Annotated in this window: 22 protein-coding genes and 1 pseudogene; 12 read left to right on the top strand and 11 right to left on the bottom strand. The window is 71.2% G+C overall.

Annotated features, from left to right (window positions below; translation table 11 throughout):
- Positions 1-23 precede the first annotated feature (23 nt).
- The gene (locus AFR_RS26965) at positions 24-1298 is read left to right on the top strand and encodes an SGNH/GDSL hydrolase family protein (protein ID WP_023364512.1); all 1275 of its coding nucleotides are present in this window, start codon (positions 24-26) and stop codon (positions 1296-1298) included.
- Positions 1299-1302: 4 nt separating this feature from the next.
- On the opposite strand, the gene AFR_RS26960 is transcribed toward AFR_RS26965, so the two are convergent.
- Positions 1303-1842: a hypothetical protein gene (locus AFR_RS26960; protein ID WP_023364510.1), complete on the bottom strand. Its 540-nt coding sequence runs from the start codon at positions 1840-1842 to the stop codon at positions 1303-1305.
- A gap of 181 nt (positions 1843-2023) precedes the next feature.
- On the opposite strand from AFR_RS26960, the gene AFR_RS26955 reads away from it, so the two are divergent.
- Positions 2024-2989, top strand: a complete 966-nt coding sequence (locus AFR_RS26955; RefSeq protein ID WP_023364509.1) for an iron-containing redox enzyme family protein — start codon at positions 2024-2026, stop codon at positions 2987-2989.
- Here AFR_RS26955 and AFR_RS26950 read toward each other — a convergent pair.
- Positions 2935-3216: a CDGSH iron-sulfur domain-containing protein gene (locus AFR_RS26950; protein WP_023364506.1), complete on the bottom strand. Its 282-nt coding sequence runs from the start codon at positions 3214-3216 to the stop codon at positions 2935-2937. The genes AFR_RS26955 and AFR_RS26950 overlap by 55 nt on opposite strands.
- 1749 nt (positions 3217-4965) lie before the next feature.
- Positions 4966-5574, bottom strand: a complete 609-nt coding sequence (locus tag AFR_RS48015) for a hypothetical protein (protein ID WP_041841165.1) — start codon at positions 5572-5574, stop codon at positions 4966-4968.
- Between the two features lie 1114 nt (positions 5575-6688).
- Here AFR_RS48015 and AFR_RS26935 point away from each other — a divergent pair.
- The gene (locus AFR_RS26935) at positions 6689-7801 is read left to right on the top strand and encodes a sigma-70 family RNA polymerase sigma factor (RefSeq protein ID WP_041841163.1); all 1113 of its coding nucleotides are present in this window, start codon (positions 6689-6691) and stop codon (positions 7799-7801) included.
- Here AFR_RS26935 and AFR_RS26930 read toward each other — a convergent pair.
- From AFR_RS26930 to AFR_RS26915, 4 genes are all read right to left on the bottom strand, one after another.
- On the bottom strand, positions 7798-8538 hold the full coding sequence (locus AFR_RS26930; RefSeq protein ID WP_023364500.1) for an ATP-binding protein: 741 nt from the start codon (positions 8536-8538) through the stop codon (positions 7798-7800). The genes AFR_RS26935 and AFR_RS26930 overlap by 4 nt on opposite strands.
- A 62-nt stretch (positions 8539-8600) precedes the next feature.
- The gene (locus AFR_RS26925; RefSeq protein WP_023364498.1) at positions 8601-10448 is read right to left on the bottom strand and encodes a CheR family methyltransferase; all 1848 of its coding nucleotides are present in this window, start codon (positions 10446-10448) and stop codon (positions 8601-8603) included.
- Between the two features lie 33 nt (positions 10449-10481).
- Positions 10482-11546 carry a chemotaxis protein CheB gene (locus AFR_RS26920; RefSeq protein ID WP_041841162.1) on the bottom strand — a complete coding sequence of 355 codons (1065 nt, stop codon included), beginning with the start codon at positions 11544-11546 and terminating at the stop codon, positions 10482-10484.
- Positions 11547-11613: 67 nt separating this feature from the next.
- Entirely contained in the window at positions 11614-12351 is a 738-nt protein-coding gene (locus AFR_RS26915) for an ATP-binding protein (RefSeq protein ID WP_023364494.1), read from the bottom strand.
- 133 nt (positions 12352-12484) lie between these two features.
- Here AFR_RS26915 and AFR_RS26910 point away from each other — a divergent pair, with 133 nt between their 5' ends.
- Positions 12485-14230 (top strand): ABC transporter ATP-binding protein, encoded by a 1746-nt coding sequence (locus AFR_RS26910; RefSeq protein WP_023364493.1) that lies wholly within the window; start codon positions 12485-12487, stop codon positions 14228-14230.
- Between the two features lie 72 nt (positions 14231-14302).
- Positions 14303-16591 (top strand): accessory Sec system translocase SecA2, encoded by a 2289-nt coding sequence (gene secA2, locus AFR_RS26905; RefSeq protein WP_023364491.1) that lies wholly within the window; start codon positions 14303-14305, stop codon positions 16589-16591.
- Here the strand turns inward: secA2 and AFR_RS26900 are convergent, their stop codons facing one another.
- Positions 16592-17521, bottom strand: coding sequence for a DUF3500 domain-containing protein (locus tag AFR_RS26900; RefSeq protein WP_023364488.1), 930 nt, complete (start codon positions 17519-17521; stop codon positions 16592-16594). It abuts the gene before it with no gap.
- On the bottom strand, positions 17518-17919 hold the full coding sequence (locus AFR_RS26895; protein WP_023364486.1) for an ankyrin repeat domain-containing protein: 402 nt from the start codon (positions 17917-17919) through the stop codon (positions 17518-17520). Before AFR_RS26895 ends, AFR_RS26900 begins: the two co-directional genes overlap by 4 nt.
- A gap of 52 nt (positions 17920-17971) precedes the next feature.
- On the opposite strand from AFR_RS26895, the gene AFR_RS26890 reads away from it, so the two are divergent.
- The 5 genes from AFR_RS26890 (at position 17972) to AFR_RS26870 (ending at position 21405) form a co-directional block, all read left to right on the top strand.
- A complete protein-coding gene (locus AFR_RS26890; RefSeq protein WP_023364484.1) occupies positions 17972-18349 on the top strand; it encodes a hypothetical protein in 378 nt (125 codons plus the stop codon).
- Positions 18350-18604: 255 nt separating this feature from the next.
- Positions 18605-19189: a winged helix-turn-helix domain-containing protein gene (locus tag AFR_RS26885; RefSeq protein ID WP_023364482.1), complete on the top strand. Its 585-nt coding sequence runs from the start codon at positions 18605-18607 to the stop codon at positions 19187-19189.
- Positions 19190-19198: 9 nt separating this feature from the next.
- Positions 19199-19822 carry a nucleoside/nucleotide kinase family protein gene (locus AFR_RS26880; protein ID WP_023364480.1) on the top strand — a complete coding sequence of 208 codons (624 nt, stop codon included), beginning with the start codon at positions 19199-19201 and terminating at the stop codon, positions 19820-19822.
- 219 nt (positions 19823-20041) lie between these two features.
- Positions 20042-20461: a TraR/DksA family transcriptional regulator gene (locus AFR_RS26875; protein WP_023364478.1), complete on the top strand. Its 420-nt coding sequence runs from the start codon at positions 20042-20044 to the stop codon at positions 20459-20461.
- A gap of 71 nt (positions 20462-20532) precedes the next feature.
- Positions 20533-21405, top strand: coding sequence for a DUF72 domain-containing protein (locus AFR_RS26870; protein WP_023364477.1), 873 nt, complete (start codon positions 20533-20535; stop codon positions 21403-21405).
- Here the strand turns inward: AFR_RS26870 and AFR_RS26865 are convergent.
- A complete protein-coding gene (locus AFR_RS26865; protein ID WP_023364475.1) occupies positions 21402-22190 on the bottom strand; it encodes an aminotransferase class IV in 789 nt (262 codons plus the stop codon). The genes AFR_RS26870 and AFR_RS26865 overlap by 4 nt on opposite strands.
- Positions 22191-22199: 9 nt before the next feature.
- Positions 22200-22934 (bottom strand): DUF72 domain-containing protein, encoded by a 735-nt coding sequence (locus tag AFR_RS26860; RefSeq protein WP_238547139.1) that lies wholly within the window; start codon positions 22932-22934, stop codon positions 22200-22202.
- A gap of 126 nt (positions 22935-23060) precedes the next feature.
- On the opposite strand from AFR_RS26860, the pseudogene AFR_RS26855 reads away from it, so the two are divergent.
- Positions 23061-23216 (top strand): annotated as a pseudogene (locus AFR_RS26855) (BatC protein); the annotation flags it as partial.
- A gap of 10 nt (positions 23217-23226) precedes the next feature.
- Positions 23227-24474 (top strand): cupin domain-containing protein, encoded by a 1248-nt coding sequence (locus AFR_RS26850; protein WP_023364470.1) that lies wholly within the window; start codon positions 23227-23229, stop codon positions 24472-24474.
- Positions 24475-24785 lie beyond the last annotated feature (311 nt).

Raw genomic sequence — 24785 nt, 5'->3', positions numbered from 1 at the left:
TTTGATCCTTGGAGGGGGCAACGATGCGCAGATTCTCCAAGATCCTCACGGCGTCGGCCCTGCTGGTGGCCGCGGTCGGAGCGCCGGCGTCCGGCTCCGACCGGACCGCCCGGGACCGGCCCGCGTGGTCGACGGCGTGGGCGACCGCGCCCGCCGCGGCGGTCGGTGGTGTCGAGCAGGGGTACGCCGGCTTCACGATCCGCAACGTCGTCCACACCACCACCGGTGGATCGAGTGTGCGGATCCACCTGTCCAACCGGTTCGGCACTCAGCCCGTACTGATGGGGCATGTCACCGTCGCGATCTCCGCGCACACCGGTGGCCGGCGGGACGGCACGATCGACGCCAGCACCGGCGCGGCGAAGGCCGGCACGCTGCGCGACGTCCTCTTCAACGGCCGGGGCTCGATCACCGTGCCCGCGCGGGCCGAGGTCGTGAGTGATCCTGTACGCCTGCGTGTGCCCGCCGACCAGGACCTGCTCGTGACGACGTGGACCCCGCAGCCGTCCGGCACGGTGACGTACCACCCCGCGGCGATGCAGGACTCGTTCTTCACCCGCGGGCCGGCCGACCATGCCGGTGACGAGGCGGCGACCGCGTTCACCGAGACGACGCGGGTCTGGCACTACGTCAGCGGCGTCGACGTCAGCGGCGGGCCCGGCACCGTGGTCGCACTCGGCGACTCCATCACCGACGGCGTCACGTCGACCTGGGGTGCCAACAGGCGCTGGACCGACTATCTCGCCGCACGCCTCGCGACCAGCCCGGTGCCCGACTACGGCGTGGCCAACTCCGGCATCAGCGGCAACCGTGTGCTGCTCGACAGCAACGCGCCCAACTACACGATCTACGACAGCTTCGGCCCGAGTGCACTGACCCGGCTGAACTGGGACGTGCTCGACCGCGCCGGCGCGCGCTCGGTCATCGTCTTCGAGGGCATCAACGACATCCAGCAGACACCGCACCAGGACGACCCGGAGCAGATCATCGCCGGGCTCGCCCAGATCGCCACGCAGGCGCACTCCCGCGGGCTGCGGGTCGTCGGCGCGACCATCATGCCGTGGAAGGGCTGGGACTCCTGGACGCCCGAGCTCGAGAAGACCCGCGTCGCCGTGAACGAGTGGATCCGCGACGGCGGTGACGGCGCGCTCGACGGGCTCGCCGACTTCGACGCGGCCACCCGGGACCCGGCCGACCCGGAACGGATGCTACCCGCGTTCGACAGCGGGGACCACCTGCACCCGAACGACGCCGGGGACAAGGCGATGGCCGCGGTGGTCCCGCTGTCGCGGCTGTAGAAGCTCAGCTGATCCAGGCCGCCAGCAGGGCGGTGGCGATCGTCAGGCCCAGCACGGCCTGGATCAGCAGCCCCGGGCCCAGGTGCGACCACATCGTCGGGATGCGCGGGGTCAGCGGCTGCAGGGTGGTCAGGTTCAGGATCTGGTGCATCTTCACCGGCAGATCCGGATCCTTCTGTACGCGCGTGTGCACCTGCACCAGATCGCCCCGGTGCAACGCCGACTGGGGCAGCTGGCCGTGCATCTCCACCTCGTACGTCTGGCCCAGGTCGTCTCTGAGGCGTACCGGGGTGACCAGGTACTCGGGGCCCTTCTTGAGGTCCTTGAACTTGCGCCGCGCGCCACCGCCACCGCTGCGCAGCAGGGCGAGCAGCAGGGCGCCGATGGCCTGGGCGATGGTGGCGGTCACAAAAACCGCCACGAGCAGCGGCTGACCGACCTTGACCTCGCGGGTGTACGAGGCGCGGAAGCCGAGGAACCGGCCGGTGATGACGGGACCGGCGTGCCGGAGGATCCGCTCGCGGTAGAGCTCGGTGTCGTCCATGGGGACTTCTCCTGGGGTGGGAGAGTTACATCCCTCGATCGTACGGAGAGCTACATATCGAACACAGTGAGTGAATTGGCATCTCATGCGATCGCCGGCCCGATCTCACCGAGGCCGGCTCGGTTTAGCAGGGGTGACACCGGGCATTCGCCCCATCCGCCCTTTCATGCAAGGACCACACATGAAGCTGCCTTCTGCCCGTGGACCACTCTCCGCCGAGGTCATCGACGCTCTGGCCCACCCGCCGCACGACCTCCCGACGCTGCCGGACGCGGCCGGCGACGAGGACCTGCACCTGACGCTGTTCGTCCTCTACGAGCTGCACTACCGCGGCTGGGACGGCGTCGACGACCACTGGGAATGGCACCCCGGTCTGATCGCCCTCCGCGCCGGGCTCGAGACCCGCTTCGAGGCCGACCTGCGCGACCTCGCCGGTGAAATCCCGGCCACCGGCGACGTGCCGCACGCGCTGATCGCCATGGCCGGCGAGACCGGCGGGCCGTCGCTCTCCGGGTACCTGCGCGGCCGCGCGACCCGCGAACAGTTCTGCGAATTCGCCCAGCACCGGTCCGTCTACCACCTGCGGGAGGCCGACCCCCACACCTTCGCGATCCCCCGGCTCGCCGGGAAGGCCAAGGCCGCCCTCATCGAGATCCAGATCGACGAGTACGGCGGAGGCGCGGCCAACCGCATGCACCAGGAGATGTTCCGCGACACCATGACGGAGCTCGGCCTCGACACCACGTACGGCGCCTACGTCGACGTCGTGCCGTGGCAGACGCTCGCCAACAACAACCTCATGTCGCTGTTCGGGCTCCACCGGCGGTGGCGGGGCGCGCTCCTCGGGCACCTCGCCGGGTACGAGATGACCTCGACCGGGCCGAACCGCGCGTACGGGAACGCCCTGCGCCGGCTGGGTGGGTCCGAGACCGCCACCCGCTTCTACGACGAGCACGTCGAGGCCGACGCCGTCCACGAGCAGATCGCCGCCTACGACATGTGCGGCTCGTTCTGCCGCGCCGAACCCGCCCTCGCAGCCGACGTGCTGTTCGGCGCGCGGTGCGTGCTCGCGATGGAGGACCGCTGGGCCGCCTACGTGCTCGAACGCTGGGCCGCAGGCGAATCGTCGCTGCGCTGGACACCCTGATCGCGAGGCGCGGGGGTCTCACGAGCGGTGCCGGCCCGGAACCCGATGGCCTTGTGGGTCCCGTCGCAGAACGGCTTGATGGCGGACTTCCCGCACCGGCACAGCGCGACAGTCCCGCGGCCCGGCTCGATGACCTCACCCTCCGGCGTACGGATCGTGAAGTCACCCCGCAACAACAGGGGGCCGTCCTCGTAGGGAATCACCGTCGCGGCGTGCTCGTCGTTCATGCCGCTCGGGGTGCCCCGGCCACCCGCCGCAAAACCACCCGCCCGTCCGTCGTCCGTCTACCGATTGCGCGAAACGGTCACAGAGCCGTGCGGGACACGGTGAACTTGCACTGAACGCCTGTCGCGGGCGATCTACGGGGGTGGGACGGCATGGGCCTGATCGGCATGAAGTACATCAATCCAGACAGTGTCCTGGCACGCACGGCCTGGGAGATGGTCCAGACCCACGCCGGCGGACTGGGCCCGCACGACGGCCTGACCGTCTGCCCGGTCTGCGGCGAACCCCTCCCGTGCACGGCCGGCCGAGCCGCCGCCGAAGTCGTCGCCGCCGCAGGGCTGGCCGAATCGTCCGGCCTGGTCCAGGCCGCCCGGCAGGGCCTGGGCTCCCCGCTCGGCCTACCGGAACCACCGAGCGCTGCCCCGGTGTCGCCCGGCGTCGCGCGCCCGTCCCCGGCACAGTCGTCGTTCTCCGCGCCCGCCGAGCCCTTGCCCGAGCCGCTGTACGTGGCCCCGTCGCCTGCCCCTTCGCCTGCTTCTTCGCCTGCGCCCGTCGCTTCGGTGCCTGTTTCGCCGCCTTCAGTGGAGCGTCGGCCTGTTGCGCCGCCGTCTTTCGACACGCCGCGGGAGCCGGTGAGCTCGTTCGGCGGTCCGTCCCAGCCCGGCGATCCTTCGCAGGCCGGCGGGCCGTCCCAGGCCGGTGGTCCGTCCCAGCCTGACGGGTTCTCCCAGGCCGGCGGTCCGTCGCAGGCCGGTGGTCCGTCGCAGGCCGGTGGTCCGTCGCAGTCCGGCGGTTTGTCGCAGCCCGGCGGCTCGGTGCCGGTCGGCCGCGAAGTGCCTCCGGGTGCAGGTCGGGGTCCCGGCCTTCCTCCGGCGGGGCTCACAGCGCCTGGTCCGGAGTCCTTCGGGCCGTCCTCGTCGGCGCAGGTCTCGCCCGCGCAGCAGGGAGCGTTCGCCGGTCAGCCGTCCGCCCGCCCCGCATTCGGCGGCGAAGGCCCTTCGGACCTCGCCCGTCCCGGTAGCGAGTCCGACCAGGCACCGAATTCCTTCCCTGCTCGTTCGCCGTCTCCTGACCCCACCTCCGTCGGCGGCTCATCTGCTGGTAACTCGTCACCCGTCGCCGGCCCGAGCGGATCGGCGCCGGGCAACGCGGATGTCACAGGTTCCGCCCGGCCGGTTGCTCCCGAAAGGCCGCGGATCGAACCCGACATCGACCCGCTGCTGCTCGGCCCGCCGCTGTTCGCCCAGCAGAACCGCCCGCTCGACGCACCCCGCTTCACGCCGTCGGCCCGCCCGCCCGGCACCGAACCCGCCGTCGGCCAGAACGGCTCCACAGCGGCCCGGCCGTCACCGACCGGCAGCACCGAGCCTTCGCGCCAGGAATGGACCGACCGGCTCGACGCGGGCGCGCACGGGGGACCGACCTCAGCCGGCGATTTCGACCCGGCCGGCCGGGTCGGCCCGGGCCTGCCCACCGAGCCGACGCCGGGCGGTTCCGGACGCCCGTCAGCTCAGCCGGAGCAATTCGGTTCGGCAGCGCAGCCGGTTCCGGGCGCCCAGCAGCACCAACCCGGTAACCCTGGCCAGACGCCATCAGTAGCCCAGCCCAACCACCCGACGCCGCAGCCGGGTCACTTCGGCCAGTCCGGCCAGTTGGGCCACCCCCGTGAGTTGGGCCAGCCCAGTCAGTCCGGCCAGCCGAGTCGCTTCGGGCAGCCGGGCCAGTCCGGCGAGCCTGCAAAGACCTCGCAACTAGGCCATCTCGGTCAGAGCGGCCAGGTCGGTGCGCTCGGCGAGCGGGGCCAATCGCACGCAACCAGCCAGCCGGGTCAGGGCGATCAGCTCGGTCAGGCCGCTTCGGCCGGCCAGTGGGACGACGCCGGTCACCTCGGCCGGTCGGCGCCGACCGGCCAGCCCAGCGAACCCCACCAGCAGGGCCATTTCGGTCAATCGGGTCTCGGCCAGCCGGTCCAGGGCGGCCGACCGGGTCACGCCGGCCAGCAGGACGGGCTCGGTCAGCCGGGCTCGGGCGGTCAGGGCAGTCCGGCCGTTCACGCAAACCAGCTCGGTCAGCCGAGGGAGTCTGGCAGCCCGGGCCAGCCCGGCAGCCTGGGCCAGCCCGGCACCGCGAACCAGCCCGGTAGCCCGGGCCAGCCCGGCACCGCGAACCAGTCCGGCAGCCTGGGTCAGTCCGGCAGCCTGGGTCAGCCCGGCAGCCTGGGTCAGCCCGGCAGCCTGGGTCAGCCCGGCAGCCTGGGTCAGCCCGGCAGCCTGGGTCAGCCCGGTCAGCCCGGTCAGCCCGGTCAGCCCGGTCAGTCGGGGGAGTCCGGCAATCTGGGCCAGTCCGGTCAGCCGGTCCAACCCGGGCAGTCAGGGCAGCACGACGTGTCAGGCCCGTCGGCTCAGCCGGGTCCGTTTGCTCAGCAGGGACAGTCCGCCGCGGCCGGCCAGCCGGGTCAGGCGTCGCCGGCCGGTGTAGACGGTCACTTCGCGACTCGTGCGCAGGCTGCTGATCCGGTGGCGTCGGCGTTTGCGCGGCCGGCCGAGGCCGATCGGGGTGCGGCGTCCGGTGTGGAGGGCCAGTTCGCGGCTCGTGCGCAGGCTGCTGATCCGGTGGCGTCGGCGTTTGCGCGGCCGGCCGAGGCCGATCGGGGTGCGGCGTCCGGTGTGGAGGGCCAGTTCGCGGCTCGTGCGCAGGCTGCTGATCCGGTGGCGTCGGCGTTCGCGCGGCCAGCTGAGACCGCCCGCGGTGCGGGGTCCGGTGTGGAGGGTGCGGGTCCGTCGCGGGCGCCTGACCCGGTGGCGTCAGCGTTCGCGCGGCCCGGAGCTCAGCCTGCTCCCACCGGTCAGTTCGGTCAGGCGGCCCAGCAGGGTGAGGCTCGGCCGTCGCCGGCCGGCGCGCCTGCCCGTCCTCCGCTGGAGCCGCCGCAGCTGGGTCAGCTCAACCGGCCCGTCGAGCCCGAAGGTCAAGCTCCGGCTGGGCAGTTCCAGGCGGGTCAAGCCGGGGCAGGACAGGATCGGGCAGGGCAGGGGCCGGCAGCTCAGGGCCCCGGGGCGACGGCTGCGGAGACGCAGTTTCTGGCGACTCCGGCCCATCACTTCGCGCCGCCGGCGGGTGGCGCGCGGGGTCAGGAGCAGGGAGAGAGTGCGCCGGAGGATCCGGGTGTGACGCCGTCGGGGCTGCCTTCGCGGTCGGTTGTGCCGCCCGCGGCGCCGCGGAACGGGACGGTCGACGAGGAGGGGCCCAGCGGCCTGCCTCGCCGCGGGTAGTGACCGTGGGTGCCTTGCGGACCGTGACGGTTGCCGAGCCTTGAGGCACCTCTAACCGGTGAACGCCCTTGCTTTCGGGCGGGGCGTTTGTCATAGGGACGATGTTTCGGAATACGCTCAGTCGGGCAGTAGGTCGCTGATGCCGGCCGGGGATCACTGAAGACACCTGAGCCACGCGCTGGGGCGCGGCCGGGAGGGGGTTGCGATGCCCGCTGAACGCGTACTCGAAGATCTTGATGTGGCCGCGACCGAATACGCGGTGCAGTTCCGTGATGCGGATCCGGCTGAGCGTGCTGCGCTGCGTGACGAGTTCGCGGCTTTCTGCCTGCCCTTTGCCACGCGGATGGCGCGGCGGTACCGCGGGCGCGGCGAGGCGATCGAGGATCTTGTCCAGGTGGCGCGGCTCGGGCTGATCAAGGCCATCGATCGTTATGACCCGGAGCGGGGGTCCTTCACCGCGTACGGGGTGATCACGATCTCCGGTGAGCTCAAGCGGCACTTCCGTGACCGGACCTGGGGGGTGCACGTCCCGCGGCGTCTGCAGGATCTGTGTCTCGAGGTCGGGCTGACCAGCCGCGTGATGACGGCGGAGCTGTCCCGCACGCCGACGCCGGAGGAGATCGCCGAGCGGTTGCGGATCCCGGTGTCGGAGGTGTCCGAGGCGATCGCGTCGGCGGGCGGTTACACGCCGGCGTCGCTCAACGCGCCGGCGCTCGGGGCCGACAGTCCGGTGGAGCTCGGTGATCTGCTCGGGGTGACCGACGCGCAGCTGGAGGCGGTGGACGACAAGCTGACCGTGGCCGGTCTGCTGCTGCGGATCCCGGCCCGGGAGCGGCAGATGCTCGCCATGCGGTTCTACGGCAATCACACGCAGGCGGAGATCGCCGCCGAGCTGGGGATCTCGCAGATGCACGTGTCGAGGCTGCTGAGCCGTGCGCTGACCTGGCTGCGGCAGGCCATGCTGAGCGACACGCCGCCGCGGTGGGAGGGCATCCTCGACGACACGTACGGTCTGCACGTCTCGACGGCCCGGGCCGGGGACCGGCTCACCGTGCACGTCCGGGGTGAGGTCGACCGTGACACCGCGGACCGGCTCCGGCTGTCGCTGCGGCAGGCGGTCTCGGCGGCGGACGCCGGTCGGGTCGTCATCGATCTGTCCGCGGTGCCGCTGCTGGACGCGGCCGGGGTGGCGGTGCTCTTCGACGCGGCGTCGGCGGCCTCGGTGGCCGGGGTCGGTCTGAGTCTGGCCGGTGCTCAGCCGCAGGTCGCCCACATCCTGGCGGTCACCGGTCTGCGGGACCTGCTCGCGACCGGTTAGGGCCGCTCCGGGTCGATGGACAGGGAGGCCCAGACGACCTTGCCGCCCTCGCAGGGGAGCCAGCCCCACGACTGTGCTGATCCCTCGATAAGGGCGAGCCCACGCCCCCGCATCGCGGTTGCGCCCTGAGGCGGGAGCCGGACCGGCTCGGCCGTGCTGCCGTCGCGGACGGCGATCTGCAGGAAGCGTGGCCGGAGCGAGAGCCGCAGGGTCATCATCGTGCCGGCGTGGTCGATGACGTTGCTGACCAGTTCGCTGGTGATCAGGCTGGCCGGTCCGATGAGGTCCGGCAGGCCCCAGCGGGCGCACGCGTCGGTTGCCACGTCCCGGCCTTGCCGCGATGCGCCCGTTATGGGCAGCAACTCGTCCGTGATCGTCGAGAGGCTCTCCCGCTCGATGCCGCTCTGGACGCGGGCCTCGGCGAGGGTCGCGAGGACCGGCAACGACCGGTACGCGGCGGAGTCCAGAGCCAGCCGGGCGAGCGCCGACGGTGCGCACAGCACCATCGGGATGCCCGGCCAGCGTGCTGCCTGCCGGCGGACGGCAACAAAAACGGACAGGGCCAGCGGATCGGCGACGCCCAGCCCCGACAGCTCGACCAGCAGCGCGTCGGGCTGTTCGGCGAGGCACTTGAGGAGTCGCTCGTGGAGGCGGGAGACGTCGGCCATCTCCAGCGTTCCGGACAGGGTGGCGAGGAGACGGCTGCCGTCGTCGCTGATTGTGCAGTCGACCGGCACGAGGGACGCCTTTCGCCGTGATGGTGGTGCAGGGTTGGGGGTTTACCCCCGTGAGTGAATGGTCAAACGCCCGTCTGTTCGGCCTCCATGACGATGATGGCGCCCCCGCTCTCCGGACCGGTGTTCGGCCCGGTCAGCGGGGTGCAGACGACGCGGACGGTGACGGCCCGGCCGCGGCGGTTGACCGCCTCGACCGTCACCTCGGCGGGGACGGCGGCCTCGGTGAGGATGCCGCGCAGCAGCGGCCGGAGCTGGTCGAACGGCAGGCCGATGTCGAGGTTGAGGAAGTGCTGGCCGACAACCTCGTCCGACCGCAGCCCCCACAGGTCCTCGGCGCGATCGTTCCACACCCGGATGCGCAGATTGTGGTCGACCACGACAACCCCGGCCTTCAGGCTGGTGAGCACCGTCTCCAGGAAGGCGTTGGCGTCGTCGAGCTGTGCGGTGCTGATCCGCAGCTGGTCGTTGATGGTCTGGAGCTCGTCGTTGGTGGACTGGAGCTCCTCGTTCATCGTCTCCAGCTCCTCGTTGGTCGACTGGAGCTCCTCGTTGGTGGTCTCCAACTCCTCGACCGTGGACTGGAGTTCCTCGTTCGTGGTCTCCAGCTCCTCGTTGGTCGACTGCAGTTCCTCGTACGCCGCCTCGAGCTGCTGGTGGGCGTGCTCGAGATCGTCCTGCAGCCGGCGGGAGGCGGTGACGTCGTTGAAGATGAGGTTGACGCCCAGCAGGCTGCCGTCGGTGCCGGTGAGCGGGCTGACCTGCACCTCCAGGTGGATCAGCTCGCCGCCGCGGAGGTACTCCACGTCGGTGACCCGCATGCTGCGCCGTTCGATCTGGGCCTGCTCGATGTAGCGGCGCAGCTCGACCGGCCGGTACGACAGGTCGAGGTCGCGGAAGGGGCGGCCGATGTCACGCGACGACACGCCGAACAGCTTCTCCAGCCTGGTGTTGGCCAGGGCGACCACCCCGTCGGAGGTGAGCCCGAGCTGAGCGACGGGGCTGGCCGCGAAGGCCTCGTTGCGGAGCTCGTCGAGTCCGCCGACCGGTGGCTGCACGGTCGGCAGGGCCTCGGCGAAGACGGCGCCGCTCTGCTGGTGCAGCCGCGGCACCCGGCGGAAGACCCGGCGTTTGAGGTCGACCGGCGTGAAGATGCCACCGTGGCTGAGCAGCATCTCGGCCCGGCCGAGGAAGAGGATGCCGCCCTCGGACAGCGCGAAGTGGAAGCGGGTGAGGATCTTCGCCTGGGTCTCGGCGTTGAAGTACATCAGGGTGTTGCGGCAGGTGAGCAGGTCTATCCGAGAGATCGGCGCGTCCTGGACGAGGTCGTTGCGGCCGAAGATGACCGAGCGCCGGAGGTCCTTGCGGAAGAGGTACTTCCCGGCGGACTGCTCGAAGTACTTCGGCACCAGCTCCGCCGGGACCGCCGCGATCTGCTGCTCGGTGTACCCGGCCTGGCGGGCTTCGGTGAGCTGCTCCTCGTCGACGTCCGTGGCGTAGATCTTGACCCGCTCGCGGAACTCCTCGACTCCCAGCGCCTCGGCCAGCACGATGGCCAGGGTGTACGCCTCCTCGCCGGAGGCGCAGCCGGCGGACCAGACGCGGATGGGCGCGTTGCCGGGGCGCGTCGCCAGGATCGGCTTGAGGATGTCGGACCGCAGATAGTCCCAGGCGTCGGGGTCCCGGAAGAAACCCGTGACGTTGATCAGGATCGTGTTGAACAGCGCCGTGAACTCGTCCGGGTGGACCTGCAGGAAGTCCTGGTACTCCGCGTAGTCGGACAGGCCGACCTGCGCCATCCGGCGGTCGACCCGGCGGATCAGACTCGACCGCTTGTACCCGGTGAAGTCGAAGCCCCGCGACTCCTTGAGATGGATCAGGAGAGCCTCGAAGTCCGGTGCGGTGGAGATCATGGTCGCCTTCCGTGACTGATCGGTGCGGCGACGTCAGCGCACGTCGGACGGCAGGATTTCCGCGTCCTCGGGTGGAGCCGTGTCGGTGTCGGAGTCCGGCATCGAGCCGAGCCGGTCGATCAACCGCCGGATCGTCGCCCCGGCGGCGTCGGCGTCCGCGGCGATGCTCTGGAAACGAGCTCCCGTGCTGGCCCGGCGGTTCTCACCGCTCCTGGCCATCCGGCGGCTCAGGGCCGACTTCTCCTCCAGCGCCCGGAGGGCGATCCAGAGCGCACTCTCCAGGGCGAGCGCCTGCTCGTCGAGGAGGCTCTCGGGTGACCAGCCGTGCCCGACCCGGCACCGGTAGCGCTGCTGGAGGCCGTCGCCGATCTGGAAGAGGCTGCCACCGCACGTCGGGCAGCCGAAACCGGCCGGCGGGGCGAACTCGTCCGTGGTCATCGGGGCGAGGTCCGACATGGCCACCTCGTTGTCCAGGAGTGTGTCGGCCGAGGGAGTCTGACCGGGGGGAAGAGGCATGGCCGTTATCTCCGCGAGGAGGCCGCCCAGTTTCGCGGCCGGTGCGACGTGCTCCGTCGGCGCTCGCACGAGAGCGGCGCGGGGCATGGAGGGATAGAGGGCGTCCGCCGGATCCTGCACCACTGCCGTGCCCTGGCGGGCGACGATGGCCCCGAGCCCGGCCGCCCCGTCGTCGCGTGAGCCCGAGAGGACCACACCGACACCACGAGGACCGTACGCGCGCGCGACCGAGCGGAACAGCGGGTCGATCGCGGGCCGGTGGCCGTTCTCCGCCGGGCCGTGCGACAGCCTGATGTGCCCGTCGAGCAGGAGCAGATGATGATCGTTGGGCGCGACGTGGATGCGTCCGAAGCGGAGGGGTGCTCCGTCCACCGCGATGGCCGCCGGGAGCGGGCCGCTGCGATCCAGGATCGAGCTCAGGGCGCTCGGAGCGTCCCGGGGGAGGTGCAGCACCACGAGGATCGCGCCGGGAAAGTCGGGGGGAAGCCCGCCGACAAGTGCGCGCAGCGCCTCGACACCACCGGCGGAGGCGCCGATCGCGATCACGTCTCGACGTTCCTCGAGCTGTCTTTCGACAGTCACACCGTTGCCCCTGCCGTCACTCTGTTCTTACTGTCACGCTGGTCTGACGGTCACGCTGATCTGACCGTCAGACTGCCCCTGCGGTCATCTGCGTCCAGACCACCTTACCGTCCGAGACAGGCAGGACTCCCCAGGCGTCCGTGAGTTCTCGGATCAGCTGCAGGCCACGACCGCCGGCCTGGGCCGTTCCGGGTTGCTGGGGGCGGGGGAGCAGACGGCTGCCGTCACGGACGGTGAGGCAGATCCGGCTGTCGCGCAGGCCGACGGTGAACTCCATCGTGGTGTGCGCGTGCCGGACGACGTTGGCCACCAACTCGGTGGCGACCAGGGCGGCGGTCGAGGAGATCTCGCTGTGCTGCCAGCCGGCGCAGGCCTGGGTGACCAGCTGACGGACCTGGCGGCAGGCGTCCGGCACAGGTCGGAGCCGGATCCGGATGCGGCGCGGCTCGGGCTCCTCGGCGGCCTGGGCGAGCGCGTCCTCGCAGCTGACGGCGGTGGTGACGGTGGCGCAGCCGGGCCACGCCTGGATCGCGGCGGTGGTCTCGGGGCCGGCGCCGCAGAGCACGATGGGCACGGCCGGCCAGTCGGCCGTACGGCCGACGACGGAACTGAGCACCTCGAGAGCGCCGGCGTCGGGTACCTCGAGCGCGGACACGTCGATCAGCAGCGTCTCCGGCTGAGCCGACAGGCACCTGTCGACCGCCCTCGCCAGAGCGTCCTGCGTGATGCCGTCCAGCACGCCACTGACCCGCAGAATCGCCACCGGAAGACCCTGCACGGGCCGGCACACCAGCTGGCTCGTCATCAGCCTCCCTCCACAACTCGACGTAACCGTCACGTCGCGGGTCTCCTGTGCCCGGTGGAGGGCCCGGGCAAACGCGGCGGGGAGTGCCGAGCGACACGGTACCGGGCGGGCGGCACGCGGCTACGCTCGCCTCATGGCCGAGCGGCGGGTGCAGCGCAGGGTGGGACTGCCCGCGCTGCTGCCCTATCTGCGCGAGCACCGGGGCACGCTGATCGTGGTCGGTTCCCTGTCGCTGGTGACCGCCGTCGCCGCGCTCGTCCAGCCGGTGCTCATCAGGACCGTGCTGGACGGCATCTCGGCCGGCACCTCGATCGGCGGTGCGGTCGCCCTGCTCGTGGCGCTGCTGCTGACCGGCGCCGCGATCGACGGCTTCCGCGACTTCCTGCTCCAGCGCACCGCCGAGGGCCTGGTCCTGACCACCAGGCGGCGGCTGGCCCGCCATCTGCTGCGCCTGCCGATCGCCGAGTACGACACCCGCCGCACCGGTGATCTGCTGTCCCGGGTGGGCGCCGACACCACACTGCTGCGGGCGGTCGTCACCTCCGGGCTGTTCGAGATCGTCACCGGCGCGGTGATGGTGGTCGGCGCGACGATCGCGATGGCCCTGCTCGACCCGCTGCTGCTCGGTGTCGCCGCGGCCGGTCTGGCGGTCGGCCTCACCGTGGCGATCACCGTCTCCCGGCGGGTGCGCGGTCTCTCCGAGCAGGCGCAGGCCCGGCTCGGCGAGATGACCTCCGCGGTCGAGCGGTCGCTGTCGGCGGCCCGCACGATCCGCGCCAGCGGCGCCGAGGACCGCGAGGCGGAGACGGTCGGGCGCAGCGCCACGGAGGCGTACGACGCGGGGATGCGGGTGGCCCGGCTGCGCGCGCTGATCGGACCGGCGTCGACCGCGGCCACCCAGGGCGCGTTCCTGCTGGTCCTGGGGGTCGGTGGCGCACGGGTCGCCGCGGGGGCGATCAGCGTCGGCGACCTCGTGGCGTTCATTCTTTTCCTCTTCTTCCTGGTGCTGCCGCTCGGGCAGGCGCTGAACGCGTACACGCAGTTGCAGACCGGCCTGGGAGCGCTGCAGCGGATCGAGGAGATCCTGGATCTGCCGTCGGAGACGGCGGAGGACCGCCCGGCGCAGGCCGGGTCCGGGTCCGCCGAGCCCGCGATCGTCTTCGAGAACGTCACCTTCGGTTATCCCGGCGGCGGCACCCCGGTGCTGCAGGACGTGTCGTTCACCGTCCCGGCGGGCAGTCGCGTGGCACTGGTCGGGCCGTCCGGCGCCGGCAAGTCGACCGTGCTGGCCCTGATCGAACGCTTCTACGAGGTCACCTCCGGCACCATCCGGGTGGGTGGCACCGACATCCGCGATCTGCCCCGCGACGCGCTGCGCCGGCGGCTGGGCTACGTCGAGCAGGAGGCGCCGGTCCTCGCGGGCACGCTGCGTGACAACCTCCTGCTCACCGCCCCGGGCGCCGACGAGGCCCGGCTCCTGCGGGCACTCGACGAGGTCAATCTCGGTGCGCTGGCCACCCGTACGCCGGACGGGCTCGACGTGCAGGTGGGTGAGGGAGGCGTCCTGCTCTCGGGCGGGGAGCGCCAGCGACTCGCCATCGCCCGGACGCTGCTGGCCGACGCGCCGATCCTGCTGCTGGACGAGCCGACGAGCAACCTCGACGCGCGCAACGAGGCGGCGCTGCGCGAGGCGATCGCGGCGGCCTCGTTCCAGCGGACGCTGGTCGTGGTGGCCCACCGCCTGAGCACCGTGGTCGACAGCGACCAGATCGTGGTCGTCGAGGCGGGGCGGGTGGTCGCCACCGGCCCGCACCGGGAGCTGCTGGAGACGAGCCCGCTCTACCGCGAGCTGGCCACCCACCAGCTGCTGGTCTCCTGAGCGGTGTCCTGAGCGCAGAACGGCCGGGAGTAGGCACCACGTTCCAAGGTAAGTGAAGTACCGTAATCGCCCATGGGTGTGTCGCAGCGGTTCAAGAACCGTTTCCGTAAGTTCCTGCAGCGTCCGGGTACCACGGTCGATCTGGCGCCGCTGGAGAAGCGGCTGCCGGACATCGAAGCCCGTGAGGAGGCGCTGCGCGAGCTCGACGACGCCGCGCTCACCGAGGCCGCCGGTGCCGCGAAGGACTACACCGAGATCTGTGCCGTCGGCCGCGAGGCCGCCTGGCGGGCCCTCGAGCAGCGGCCCTACGACGTGCAGCTGGTCGGCGCGATGGCGCTGCTCTCCGGCAAGGTAGCCGAGATGGCCACCGGTGAGGGCAAGACGCTCACCGCGACCATCGCGGCGTACGGTCACGTCCTACTGGGCAACGGCCCGGTGCACGTGCTCACCGTCAACGACTATCTGGCCCGTCGTGACGCCACCTGGATGGAGCCCGTCTACACCCTGCTCGGGCTCACCGTCGGCTGGGTCACCGAGGCCTCCACGCCGGAGGAGCGCCGCGCGGCGTACGCCGCCGACGTCACCTACGTCTCCGTCAGCGAGGGTGGTTTCGACTACCTGCGCGACCAGCTGGTCACCGACGTCGAGGACCGCGTGCAGCGTGAGCTGGCCACCTGCATCGTCGACGAGGCCGACTCGATCCTGATCGACGAGGCGCGGGTGCCGATGGTGCTCGCCGGCAGCATCGCCACCGAGAGCGACCCGGTGCACGACGCCGCCGAGCTGGTGCGTGACCTGCGGCCCGGCAAGGACTACGAGGTCGCCGAGGACGGTCGCAGTGTCGCCTTCACCAACGCGGGCCTCGCCGCCCTCGAGGAGAAGATGGGCATCGACCTCTACGCCGACGACCAGGTCGCGCAGCTCTCCGCGGTCAACGTCGCGCTGCACGCCCGCGCCCTGCTGCGCCGCGACGTCGACTACATCGTGCGCGACGGCGGCGTCGAGCTGATCGACGAGATGCGGGGCCGGGTCGCCCAGCGGCGGCGCTGGCCCGACGGTCTCCAGGCGGCCGTCGAGGCCAAGGAGGGCCTGACCGCCACCGCCGAGGGCGAGGTCCTCGACACGATCACCGTGCAGGCCTACATCGCGCTCTACAAGACGGTGTGCGGCATGACGGCGACCGCGGTGCACGTCGGTGAGCAGCTCCGCGAGTACTTCAAGCTCGAGGTCGCGGTCATCCCGTCGAACACCCCCAACATCCGCGAGGACGAGCCCGACCGCATCTACTCGGCGCACGACATGCGCGACGAGGCGCTGGTCGAGGAGATCAAGATCGCCCACGACAAGGGCCGTCCGGTGCTGATCGGCACCCTCGACGTGAAGGCCTCCGAGCTGCTGGCCAAGCAGCTCGCCGCGGCCGGTGTGCCGAGCGTCGTGCTCAACGCCAAGAACGACGACGAGGAAGCCTCGATCATCGCGGAGGCCGGCGCCCTCGGCGCGGTCACCGTCTCGACCCAGATGGCCGGCCGCGGTGTCGACATCCGTCTCGGCGGCAGCGACGGCAAGGACGCCGAGAAGGTCGCCGAGCTCGGTGGCCTGTTTGTCATCGGCAGCGGCCGCCACGACAGCCGCCGCGTCGACGACCAGCTTCGTGGCCGCGCCGGTCGCCAGGGCGACCCCGGTGGCTCCGTCTTCTTCGTCAGCCTCGAGGACGACCTGATCACCCGGCACGCCGGTGACATCCTGCCGTCGTCGCCGCGGATGGACATGGACGGCGTCGTGCACGACGAGCAGGTCGACTACGCCGTCGAGCACGCCCAGCGGGTGGCCGAGGGTGTCAACCACGAGATCCACCGCAACACCTGGCGCTACAGCGTCGTGATCGAGGGTCAGCGACTCGCCCTGGCCGAGCGCCGGGAGCGTCTGCTCACCTCGGAGATCGCCGCCATCATGCTGCTGGAGCGGTCGACCGAGAAGGCCAAGGAGATCGACGAGGACGTGCTCTCGGAGGCGGCCCGGTCGATCGCGCTCTACCACCTCGACCGGCTCTGGGCCGAGCACCTGGCCGAGCTGTCCGAGGTCCGCGAGGGTGTGCACCTGCGCGCCCTGGGCAAGCTCGACCCGCTCGACGAGTTCCACCGCTCCGCCGTGCCGGCGTTCCAGAAGGTCTTCACCGAGATCGAGTCGCGCACGATCGCGACCTTCGAGGAGCTCGACCTCAGCGACGGTTACCACCCGGACAACGCCGAGATCGTCCGGCCGAGCGCGACCTGGACCTACCTGGTCCACGACAACCCGTTCGGCTCCGAGCTGGACCGCCTCATCGCGGCCGTCGGCCGCCGCCTCACCTCGGGCGGCTGATCACCGATCGTGCGGAACGCCCGCGCGGTGGGTGGCGAGGATGTCCCCGCCGAACTCCCCGCGCGGGCGGCGCAGCACGCTGTGTGCGTGGTTGCCGTCGTCGGTCGTGTTGTCGAACTCGATGAGCAGGTCGTCGGCCTGGACCCGGTAGTAGTGCCGGGTGCCCGGTCCGGGCGGGCCCTCCCACGCGAAGTGGACGTCTCCGCCGGCCGGGTCGAGACCGGCGGCGAGCTCGTCCGGCAGCCGGCCCAGGTGGACGGCGACCAGCTGGTCGAGAAGTGCCCGTTCGCCCGGCCGCAGATCGGCGCGGGCCACCCCGGACGGCTCGAGGCGCGCGCTGGCGGGGCTGGTGGCGGAACGGATGTCGTACGGCGCCTCGTCGGCCACCACCGCGCGTCGCCGGGTCGCCGCCGGCATGCTGCGCAGGAGCTCGTGGCCGAGGTCCTCCTCGATGGCGAGGGGCCGCAGCACGACACGCCCGGCGGTGTCGACCCGGGCGGGGTTCGCACCGAGGAACACCGGCGCGGGGGAGACCCGGTCGTCCGACACGGTCATGCTGACCGACAGGTGATGCCCCTCGAAGCGCCAGCCCCACTCGTCGTCGGAGGGTGAGCCGAAGACGATCACCTGATAGTCCTCGCTGTGCCGGCCGCGGGCCCAGCCCTCCCGGCGGTCGAGGATCTCCTCCAACGCGAGCACGGCCATGGCCTGGGCGTACGCGGGCGGGCTGAGCGCGGTGGCCAGGAGCCGGTGTGCGGCCTTGCGGGCGGTCCGGTCCAGATCGGCGATGCTCAGGCCGGGCCGGGGACGCGGGCGGTACTCGATCCAGCGCCGGGCGTCGTCGTCCGTGAAAGCGGCTGCGGCGGGTGCGCCGCCGGGCGCCGCGAGAAGGGCTGCCGCGGCCTCGCGCATCTCGCCGGCCAGAGTCATGACGACACTTCACCACGGAGCAGCGCGGCCATCTCGGGCAGGTTGAAGAACTCGGCCGTCTCGAGCGCCGACGGTTTGCCCCCGGCCGGGTCGGCACCCGCCTTCAGCAGCGTCGTGACACTTTCGGCGTTCTTCCGGAACACCGCGGCGGCCAGTGCGGTCTGCCCGCGGTCGTTGACCCGCTGAGGATCGGCGCCGTGCTCCAGCAGCACCGCCACCGTCGGCGGGTGGTTGTGGTACGCCGCCAGGATCAGCAACGTGTCGCCCTTGTTGTTGGTCAGGTTGGCCGGCAGCCCCTGATGCAGCTGACCGGACAGCTCCTCGGCCGACCCGGAACGCGCGAGGTCGAACATGCGGTGCGCGTACGCGATGGTTTCGGCATCCAATTCCTCCGCCATGCGGGCCAGCCTACGGTGCTAATGTCTTCCGCACATTCTCCGGGGGTGAGCGGTGACCGACGGGGTCCACGTGGGCCGTGCAGGTGTCGACGGCGCGGCCAACCAGGGCTGGCTGCTCGGCCATTTCATGCCCAAGGGTGAGCTGTTGCACAGCGACGACGTCGAGGTGAAGTGGGGCGTGCATCCCCCGGGTGACCGGAGGGCCGCATGGGCCACGGGGGAGATCCGCACCGCGCTGCTCGTGTTGATCAAAGGCGCCTTCGACATCGAGCTCCGTGACCGTACGGTGCTGCTGCGGGAGCCCGGCGACTATGTCGTCTGGGGGCCCGGCGAGGATCACTCGTGGCAAGCCGGCGACGTGGAGACGGTGGTCCTCACGGTGCGCTGGCCGTCGCTGCCGGGCTGGCGGCTGCCGCCGTCCGCGCCGTGATCCCGCCCGGGAAACTGTCGTTTATTCAAGGTTCCGACAAAGGGCGGCCCGCCGTTAACCGGCGTGACAGTAATCGCATTAAGAGTGCGAAGAAACACGATGCTCCGAGAGAAATGGAACGAGTTTCCCACAGTGTGGATGCCGCCTTGACCGGGTGAGCCCATGGCCGGAAACATCGACCGCGGTTTAAGCGTGCATTAATTAGACGACCGTTGTGGTGTCGCGGCGTTTTCATTCTTTGACGCAGGAGGATTCATGGCGGTCACCGCCCTGCCGGCGCGCACAGGACGACATGCGAAGGGGTCCGGCCGGGTGGCCACGATCCGCCGCGTCGAGGCCCCGGCAGCCGCCCCGCCCACCGCGTTGACCATCACGCTCAACATCCCGCTGACGGGTGACACCCTGCCGCCGCAGGCGCACCGGCTGATCGAGGCCGTTCGTGAGCTGGTCGAGGCCGGTCAGGGTTCCGTCGCCATGGACCAGCCGCAGCCCGCGGCCGAGCCGGCGACCCCGGCCCGCGAGTGGGCCGACGGCACGGTCGAGGTGCGCCTGCTGACGGCCTCGCGCCAGGTCCACGTCGACGGTGAGCTGCTGCCGCTGACCCGGCTCGAGTTCGACCTGCTGCTCTTCCTGGCCGACCACCCCCGCCGGGTCTTCAGCCGCACGCAGCTGCTCACCGCGGTGTGGGGTTACGAGCACACCGGCGAGCGGACCGTCGACGTCCACGTGCGCCGGCTGCGCGTCAAGATGGGTGCTCAGCTCCCGTTGATCACCACGGTCTACGGCGTCGGTTACCGCCTCGCCGACGAGGCCCGGATCGTGGTGCTCCCGCACGACTAACATTGCCCGGTGCGTGTGCGTCCGGTGTCGATCGAGGTCCTTGTCGAAGAGCTGGCCGATCGGCTCGCCGGGACGGGCGGGCGGGTGCGGGTCGCCGTCGACGGCGCCGCGGCCGCCGATCCCGGTGCGCTCGCCGACGCGCTGGTCGGCCCGCTGCGGGTCCGGGGGCGCCCGGCCATGCGGATCTCCACCGACGACTTCCTGCGCCCCGCTTCCGTACGCCTGGAGTTCGGCCGGACCAACCCGGACTCGTTCTACCTGGGCTGGCTCGACGAGGCCGGACTGCGTCGTGAGGTCCTCGACCCGTCCGGTCCCGGCGGCAACGGGCGGATCATCACGCGTCTCTGGGACGCCCGCACGGACCGTGCCGCCCGTGACCCGTACGTCGAGCTGCCCGCCGACGCGGTGGTGATCGTCAGCGGGCCGCTGCTGCTCGGCGCCGGGCTGCCCTTCGATCTGACCGTCCACCTGCAACTCTCCGCCGGAGCCCTGGCGCGGCGGACGGAGCCGGACGAGCACTGGACGCTGCCCGCGTTCGAGCGGTACGGCAGCGAGGTCGATCCGGCGTCGTTCGCCGACGTCGTGATCCGTCTCGACGACCCACGACGGCCCGCCCAGGTCCTCGGATCATGAGTGAATCGCGGATCACACCCCTGTTGACCTGCGACGCGAAAGCCTATTTCCGCAGTCCGTGGCGGTAACGTGCACTGACAGTTATGCTGCGGTTACTTTTTTGCGGGGTTCCCGTTTGGGATCTTCGGCGGTGGGTATCTGCGGGCTCCACGGTGCGACGCCAAGGGCCGGCGCGGGGGACGTCCACCGGCAGGGGCAGAGGGAAGGCAGGGGGAGCACATGCTCGTCAACAGCGCGGTCATCACGGGTAAAGGTGCCGACACCAAGGGACGCTCGAGCGATGAGATCGAGCAGATCCGAGGACTGCTGCGGACCCGGTTCGACGATCTGACGGCCGAGTACGAAGAGGCCGTGGCCGAGAACCACCAGCTGCGGCTCGTCGAGATCGGCGACGCCGCCGGCGACGACCAGGCCGACAGCGGATCCAAGACCGCGGAACGCGACGCGGCGTCGTCGCTCATCCGCACTCTGCTCGACCGGCGGACGCAGGCGGAACACGCCATGCAGCGCCTCGAGGACGGCACGTACGGCAACTGCGAGGGCTGCTCGAAGCCGATCCCGGTGGAGCGGCTCACGGTGTTCCCCTCGGCGACCTCGTGTGTCGCCTGCAAGTCCAACCGCGAACGGCGCGCGGGCTGAGCCCAGGCTTGTCCAGGTCCGCCGCCCCCACCCGGGCGGCGGACCTGCTTCATCAGGGATAACTTGGGCTCATGGGTGAGATCCAGGTCGGCACGGCGTCGTGGACCGACAAGACGTTGCTCGACTCCGGGTGGTACCCGCAGACGGCCGACAACCCCGAGAAGCGCCTGGCCTACTACGCCAAGCAGTTCCCGGTGGTCGAGGTCGACGCGACGTACTACGGGCCGCCGGCCGAGCAGACCACGCGGTTGTGGGCCGAGCGCACACCCGAGCACTTCACCTTCAACATCAAGGCCTTCAGCATGCTGACGGGCCACCCGACGAAGGTGTCGGCGATCTACAAGGATCTGCGCCCGGACACCGACAAGAAGAACGTCTACCCCGGTGACCTGCCGCCGCAGGCGTACGAGGAGATCTGGACCCGGTTTCTCAGCGCCCTGGATCCGCTCGTCGAAGCGGGCAAGCTGGGCGCGCTGCTGTTCCAGTTCCCGCCGTGGTGGGGCATCCGCCGCTCCAACAAGGATTACCTGCTCGAGGTCGCGGCCCGGTGCCGGCCGCTGCGCCCGGTCTTCGAGTTTCGCAACGCGTCCTGGTTCGACGGCGACAACGCCGGGGAAACGCTGGACTTCCTGCGCAAACACAACCTGCCGCTGGTCTGTGTCGACATGCCGCAGGGCCACAAATCGTCGGTGCCGCCGATCACGGCAGCCACGGCCGACGATCTTGCGGTGGTGCGTTTCCACGGCCACAGCGACAAGTGGACCAGCAAGGACATCCACGAGAAGTTCGGCTACAACTACTCGAAGAAGGAACTCCGCGAGTGGGCGCCGAAACTCCGCGCCCTCGCCGACGAGACCCGGACCACCCAGGTTTTCATGAACAACTGCTACACCGATTACGCCCAGCGCAACGCGACCACGTTGATCGAACTCCTCGGCGATTAGAGCTCGTCCCAGGGCACTGTCGCCCAGGCCTCCTGCAGGGTCTCCACGAGCAGGCCGTCGTCCTTGAGCGGAAGCTCGTCGATGCTGGCCACCGGCCGGGCCGGGCAGACGGTGCTCACCGCGGCGGCGGCCGCAAGACTCGTCAGCTCCTCGGCGTCGATCGGCCGCAGCGTCCACGGCGTGCCGTTGATGCTCATCGCGATCTGGAGCAGCACCATCGTGACGCCCTTCAGCGCCGGCGCGACCGGCCACACGACCTGGCTGCCGTCCCAGAACGCGACGTTCCAGGACGTGCCCTCGCGAACCAGGCCGTCGCGGCCCAGGAACAACGCGTCGTCGAAACCGGCCAGACGCGCCTCGCGCAGCCGATAGCTCAGCCCCATCGTGGCGCGGTGCTTGTGCTCCGGCAGGTCGCGCTCGTAGACCACCGACTGCACCCGCAGCGGCGGGCCGGGCTCCTCCGGCGCCGGGTCCAAGACCGACACCAGCACGTCCGGCGGGCCCTGCTCATCGGAACCTGGCACAAAAGTCACCCGTACGGAGGCGTCGCGGACGCCGCCCAGGGCGTGCCGGATCAGGCCGAGCAGCCGGTGCTCCTCCGCGACGCCGATGCGGTGACCGAACAACTCCTCGGCCCCGTCGGCGAGCCGCGCCAGGTGCAGCGCCAGGCCACGGACCTGCTGATCGCGCACCTGCAGCGACGTGTAGTGCCCGTAGTTGAGGGCCGTGATCCGGTGCAGCTGCGCCAGGTCCGGCGTCTGCCCGTTCAGCTCGACGTTCAGCACTCCACCAACCTACGGCGTGCGTGTGACACTCCGCCCGCGGCGGCGGGCCAGCGCGGCGAGGGTCACGGCATCGCTGACGGCCGCGCCGCCCGGGTCGTTGTTGAAGAAGACGTACGCCTCCTCGTCCGGCAACCGGTTCAGCCACGACCCCAGCGACGTACGCCCGTAGTGCGGCCACGGCCGGGCCCGTCCCTCGTGCAGCCGCAGGTAGACCCAGTCGGTCGTCCGCCACAGCGGCGTCACCGGCCGGCCCTTGCGATCGGCCCAGGAGAGGGCGGCGCCGTGCCGCGTCAGCAGGTCCCGCACCTCGTCGGTCCACCACGACTCGTGGCGCGGCTCGACGGCGACCTTGACCTCTTTCGGGAAGTGGCTCAGCGTCTCGTCCAGCGCGGCCACGTCGACCTTCAACGTCGGTGGCAGCTGCACCAGCACCGGCCCGAGTTTGCTCCCGAGCGCATCGGCCCGGCTCAGGAACCGCGCCACCGGCTCGGCCGGCTCCTTCAGCCGCTTGATGTGCGTCAGGTAGCGGCTCATCTTCACCGCGACCACGAAGTCGTCCGGCGTCCGGTCACGCCACTGCGCGAACGTGGTGCGTTCCGGCAGCCGGTAGAAGGCGTTGTTGACTTCCACGGTGGCGAACGACTCGGCGTACTTCTCCAGCCAGAGCCGTTGTGGCAGCTTCGGCGGGTAGAGGCGGTCCTCGCCCCGCCAGTCCCGGTACTGCCAGCCTGAGGTCCCGATCACCAGCACACCGCGTGCATACCCGGTTAGACGTGATCTCACGCGGGTACGGAGAGGGCTCCACCAGCCCCAACGCCGGGGCGACCAGAAGGAGTTCACACCATGCGACTCAGCGACGACGACATCACCGGCGGCAGCAGCGTCTCGGGCGAAGGCGTGGCCGACGGCGGCGCCAACCCGGGCGGTCACGACGGCGGTGCCGACGGCGGCGCGGGCGAGGGCCCGGCCGACGGCGGCGCGAACCCGGGCGGCCACGACGGTGGCGCCGACGGCAGCGCGCTCTGAGGCTGCGGACATGACGACCGACCGGCCGGGCGGCACCGAGGACCGCCCGGCTCTGGCGCGTGCCGTGGCCGTCGACCCGGCGAAGTTCGCCGAGGCGTACTGGGGACGGCAGCCGCTGCTCACCCGGGCCGACGAACTCGCCGGCCCGGACGGTTTCACCGACCTGCTGTCACCGTCGGCGGTCGACGAACTGCTCAGCGAGCGCGGCCTGCGCACCCCGTTCCTCCGGGTCGCGGACAAGGGCACGGTCCTGCCCGCCTCGGCCTTCACCGGCAGCGGCGGCTCCGGCGCCGAGGTCAGCGACCAGGTCATCGACGACAAAATCATGACCCTGTACGCGGACGGTGCGACTCTGGTCCTGCAAGGCCTCCACCGCATCTGGCCGCCACTGATCGACTACGCCCGCCGGCTCGGCGAGGAGCTCCGGCAGCCTCTCCAGGTCAACGCCTACCTGACCCCCGCAGGCAACAAGGGCTTCGCCACCCACTACGACACCCACGACGTGTTCGTCCTGCAGGTCGACGGCACCAAACGCTGGCGCATCCACGAGCCGGTCCTCCCCGACCCCCTCGAACGCCAGACCTGGGGCGGCCGCGCCGATGAGGTCGGCGCCGTAGCCGAAGGCCCAGCCGCACTGGACGTGGTCCTGTCCCCGGGCGACGCCCTCTACCTGCCCCGCGGCTGGCTGCACTCCGCCCAGGCCCAAGGCGAACGCTCCCTGCACCTGACCTTCGGCGTCCGCGCCCTGACCCGGTACGCCCTGGTCGAAGAACTCCTCCAGCTCGCAGCCCAGGACCAGCGGCTCCGCGCCACACTCCCGTTCGGGCTGGACGTCGCCGACCCCTCCGCTGTCGAGCCGGAACTCGGCCGCACGGTCGAAGCCCTGCGCGACTGGCTCCAGACCGTCGACCCGGCCGACGTGGCCGCCCGTCTCCGCGAGCGCTCCTGGCCCGCAAAACGCCCCGCCCCGATCCGGCCCCTGGCCCAGCTCGAATTCGCCGACCGTCTCACCGCCGCCGACCGCATCACGGTCCGTGACGGGCTGCGCTGGCAGCTGTCCGCCGACGGGCCCGAGCACGTGCTGTTGCGGCTCACGGGGCGCACGCTGCGCTTCCCCGTTTTCTGCGCGGACGCCGTACGGGCCGCGCTCGGCGGCACGGCCCACCGTGTCGGTGACCTGCCCGGACTCGACGACGACCCCGACCGTCTCGTCCTGGCGCGCCGCCTCCTGCGCGAAGCACTCGTCGTCCCGGCCTGAAATGTGCCTCCGGGCGCCGGCCTCAACCGGCGCCCGGCCTCGAGCTGGCTCAGCGTCCGGCCAGCTCAGCGTCTGGCCAGCCCGGCCTCCAACCGGCTCAGCGTCTGGCCGGCTCAGCGTCTGGCCGGCTCAGCGTCTGGCCGGCTCAGCGTCTGGCCAGCTCAACAGTTTGAACGACATCCAGCGGGCCGCCGCGCTCAGTCAGCAACGCCTGACAACGGGATCCGGGCGGTCGGTCGCCGTGACTGACGTCGAAGGCCTGCCGGCGACCTGGTCCGACCGACCGGTGACGGTGCGGCGGCGGCGCGACA

The sequence above is a fragment of the Amorphoplanes friuliensis DSM 7358 genome, assembly GCF_000494755.1.
GTDB lineage: Bacteria > Actinomycetota > Actinomycetes > Mycobacteriales > Micromonosporaceae > Actinoplanes > Actinoplanes friuliensis.
This window is presented reverse-complemented; position numbering and strand designations above follow the sequence as displayed.

Bases quoted from the DNA above. Each gene is read 5' to 3' on its own strand.
- AFR_RS26960 (WP_023364510.1), bottom strand. From the start codon at position 1,842: ATGGACGACACCGAGCTCTACCGCGAGCGGATCCTCCGGCACGCCGGT.
- AFR_RS26870 (WP_023364477.1), top strand. From the start codon at position 20,533: ATGGGTGAGATCCAGGTCGGCACGGCGTCGTGGACCGACAAGACGTTG.
- AFR_RS26935 (WP_041841163.1), top strand. From the start codon at position 6,689: ATGCCCGCTGAACGCGTACTCGAAGATCTTGATGTGGCCGCGACCGAA.
- AFR_RS26925 (WP_023364498.1), bottom strand. From the start codon at position 10,448: ATGATCTCCACCGCACCGGACTTCGAGGCTCTCCTGATCCATCTCAAG.
- AFR_RS26900 (WP_023364488.1), bottom strand. From the start codon at position 17,521: ATGACTCTGGCCGGCGAGATGCGCGAGGCCGCGGCAGCCCTTCTCGCG.
- AFR_RS26915 (WP_023364494.1), bottom strand. From the start codon at position 12,351: ATGACGAGCCAGCTGGTGTGCCGGCCCGTGCAGGGTCTTCCGGTGGCG.
- AFR_RS26885 (WP_023364482.1), top strand. From the start codon at position 18,605: ATGGCGGTCACCGCCCTGCCGGCGCGCACAGGACGACATGCGAAGGGG.
- AFR_RS26910 (WP_023364493.1), top strand. From the start codon at position 12,485: ATGGCCGAGCGGCGGGTGCAGCGCAGGGTGGGACTGCCCGCGCTGCTG.
- AFR_RS26950 (WP_023364506.1), bottom strand. From the start codon at position 3,216: ATGAACGACGAGCACGCCGCGACGGTGATTCCCTACGAGGACGGCCCC.
- AFR_RS26895 (WP_023364486.1), bottom strand. From the start codon at position 17,919: ATGGCGGAGGAATTGGATGCCGAAACCATCGCGTACGCGCACCGCATG.
- secA2 (WP_023364491.1), top strand. From the start codon at position 14,303: ATGGGTGTGTCGCAGCGGTTCAAGAACCGTTTCCGTAAGTTCCTGCAG.
- AFR_RS26850 (WP_023364470.1), top strand. From the start codon at position 23,227: ATGACGACCGACCGGCCGGGCGGCACCGAGGACCGCCCGGCTCTGGCG.
- AFR_RS26965 (WP_023364512.1), top strand. From the start codon at position 24: ATGCGCAGATTCTCCAAGATCCTCACGGCGTCGGCCCTGCTGGTGGCC.
- AFR_RS26955 (WP_023364509.1), top strand. From the start codon at position 2,024: ATGAAGCTGCCTTCTGCCCGTGGACCACTCTCCGCCGAGGTCATCGAC.
- AFR_RS26875 (WP_023364478.1), top strand. From the start codon at position 20,042: ATGCTCGTCAACAGCGCGGTCATCACGGGTAAAGGTGCCGACACCAAG.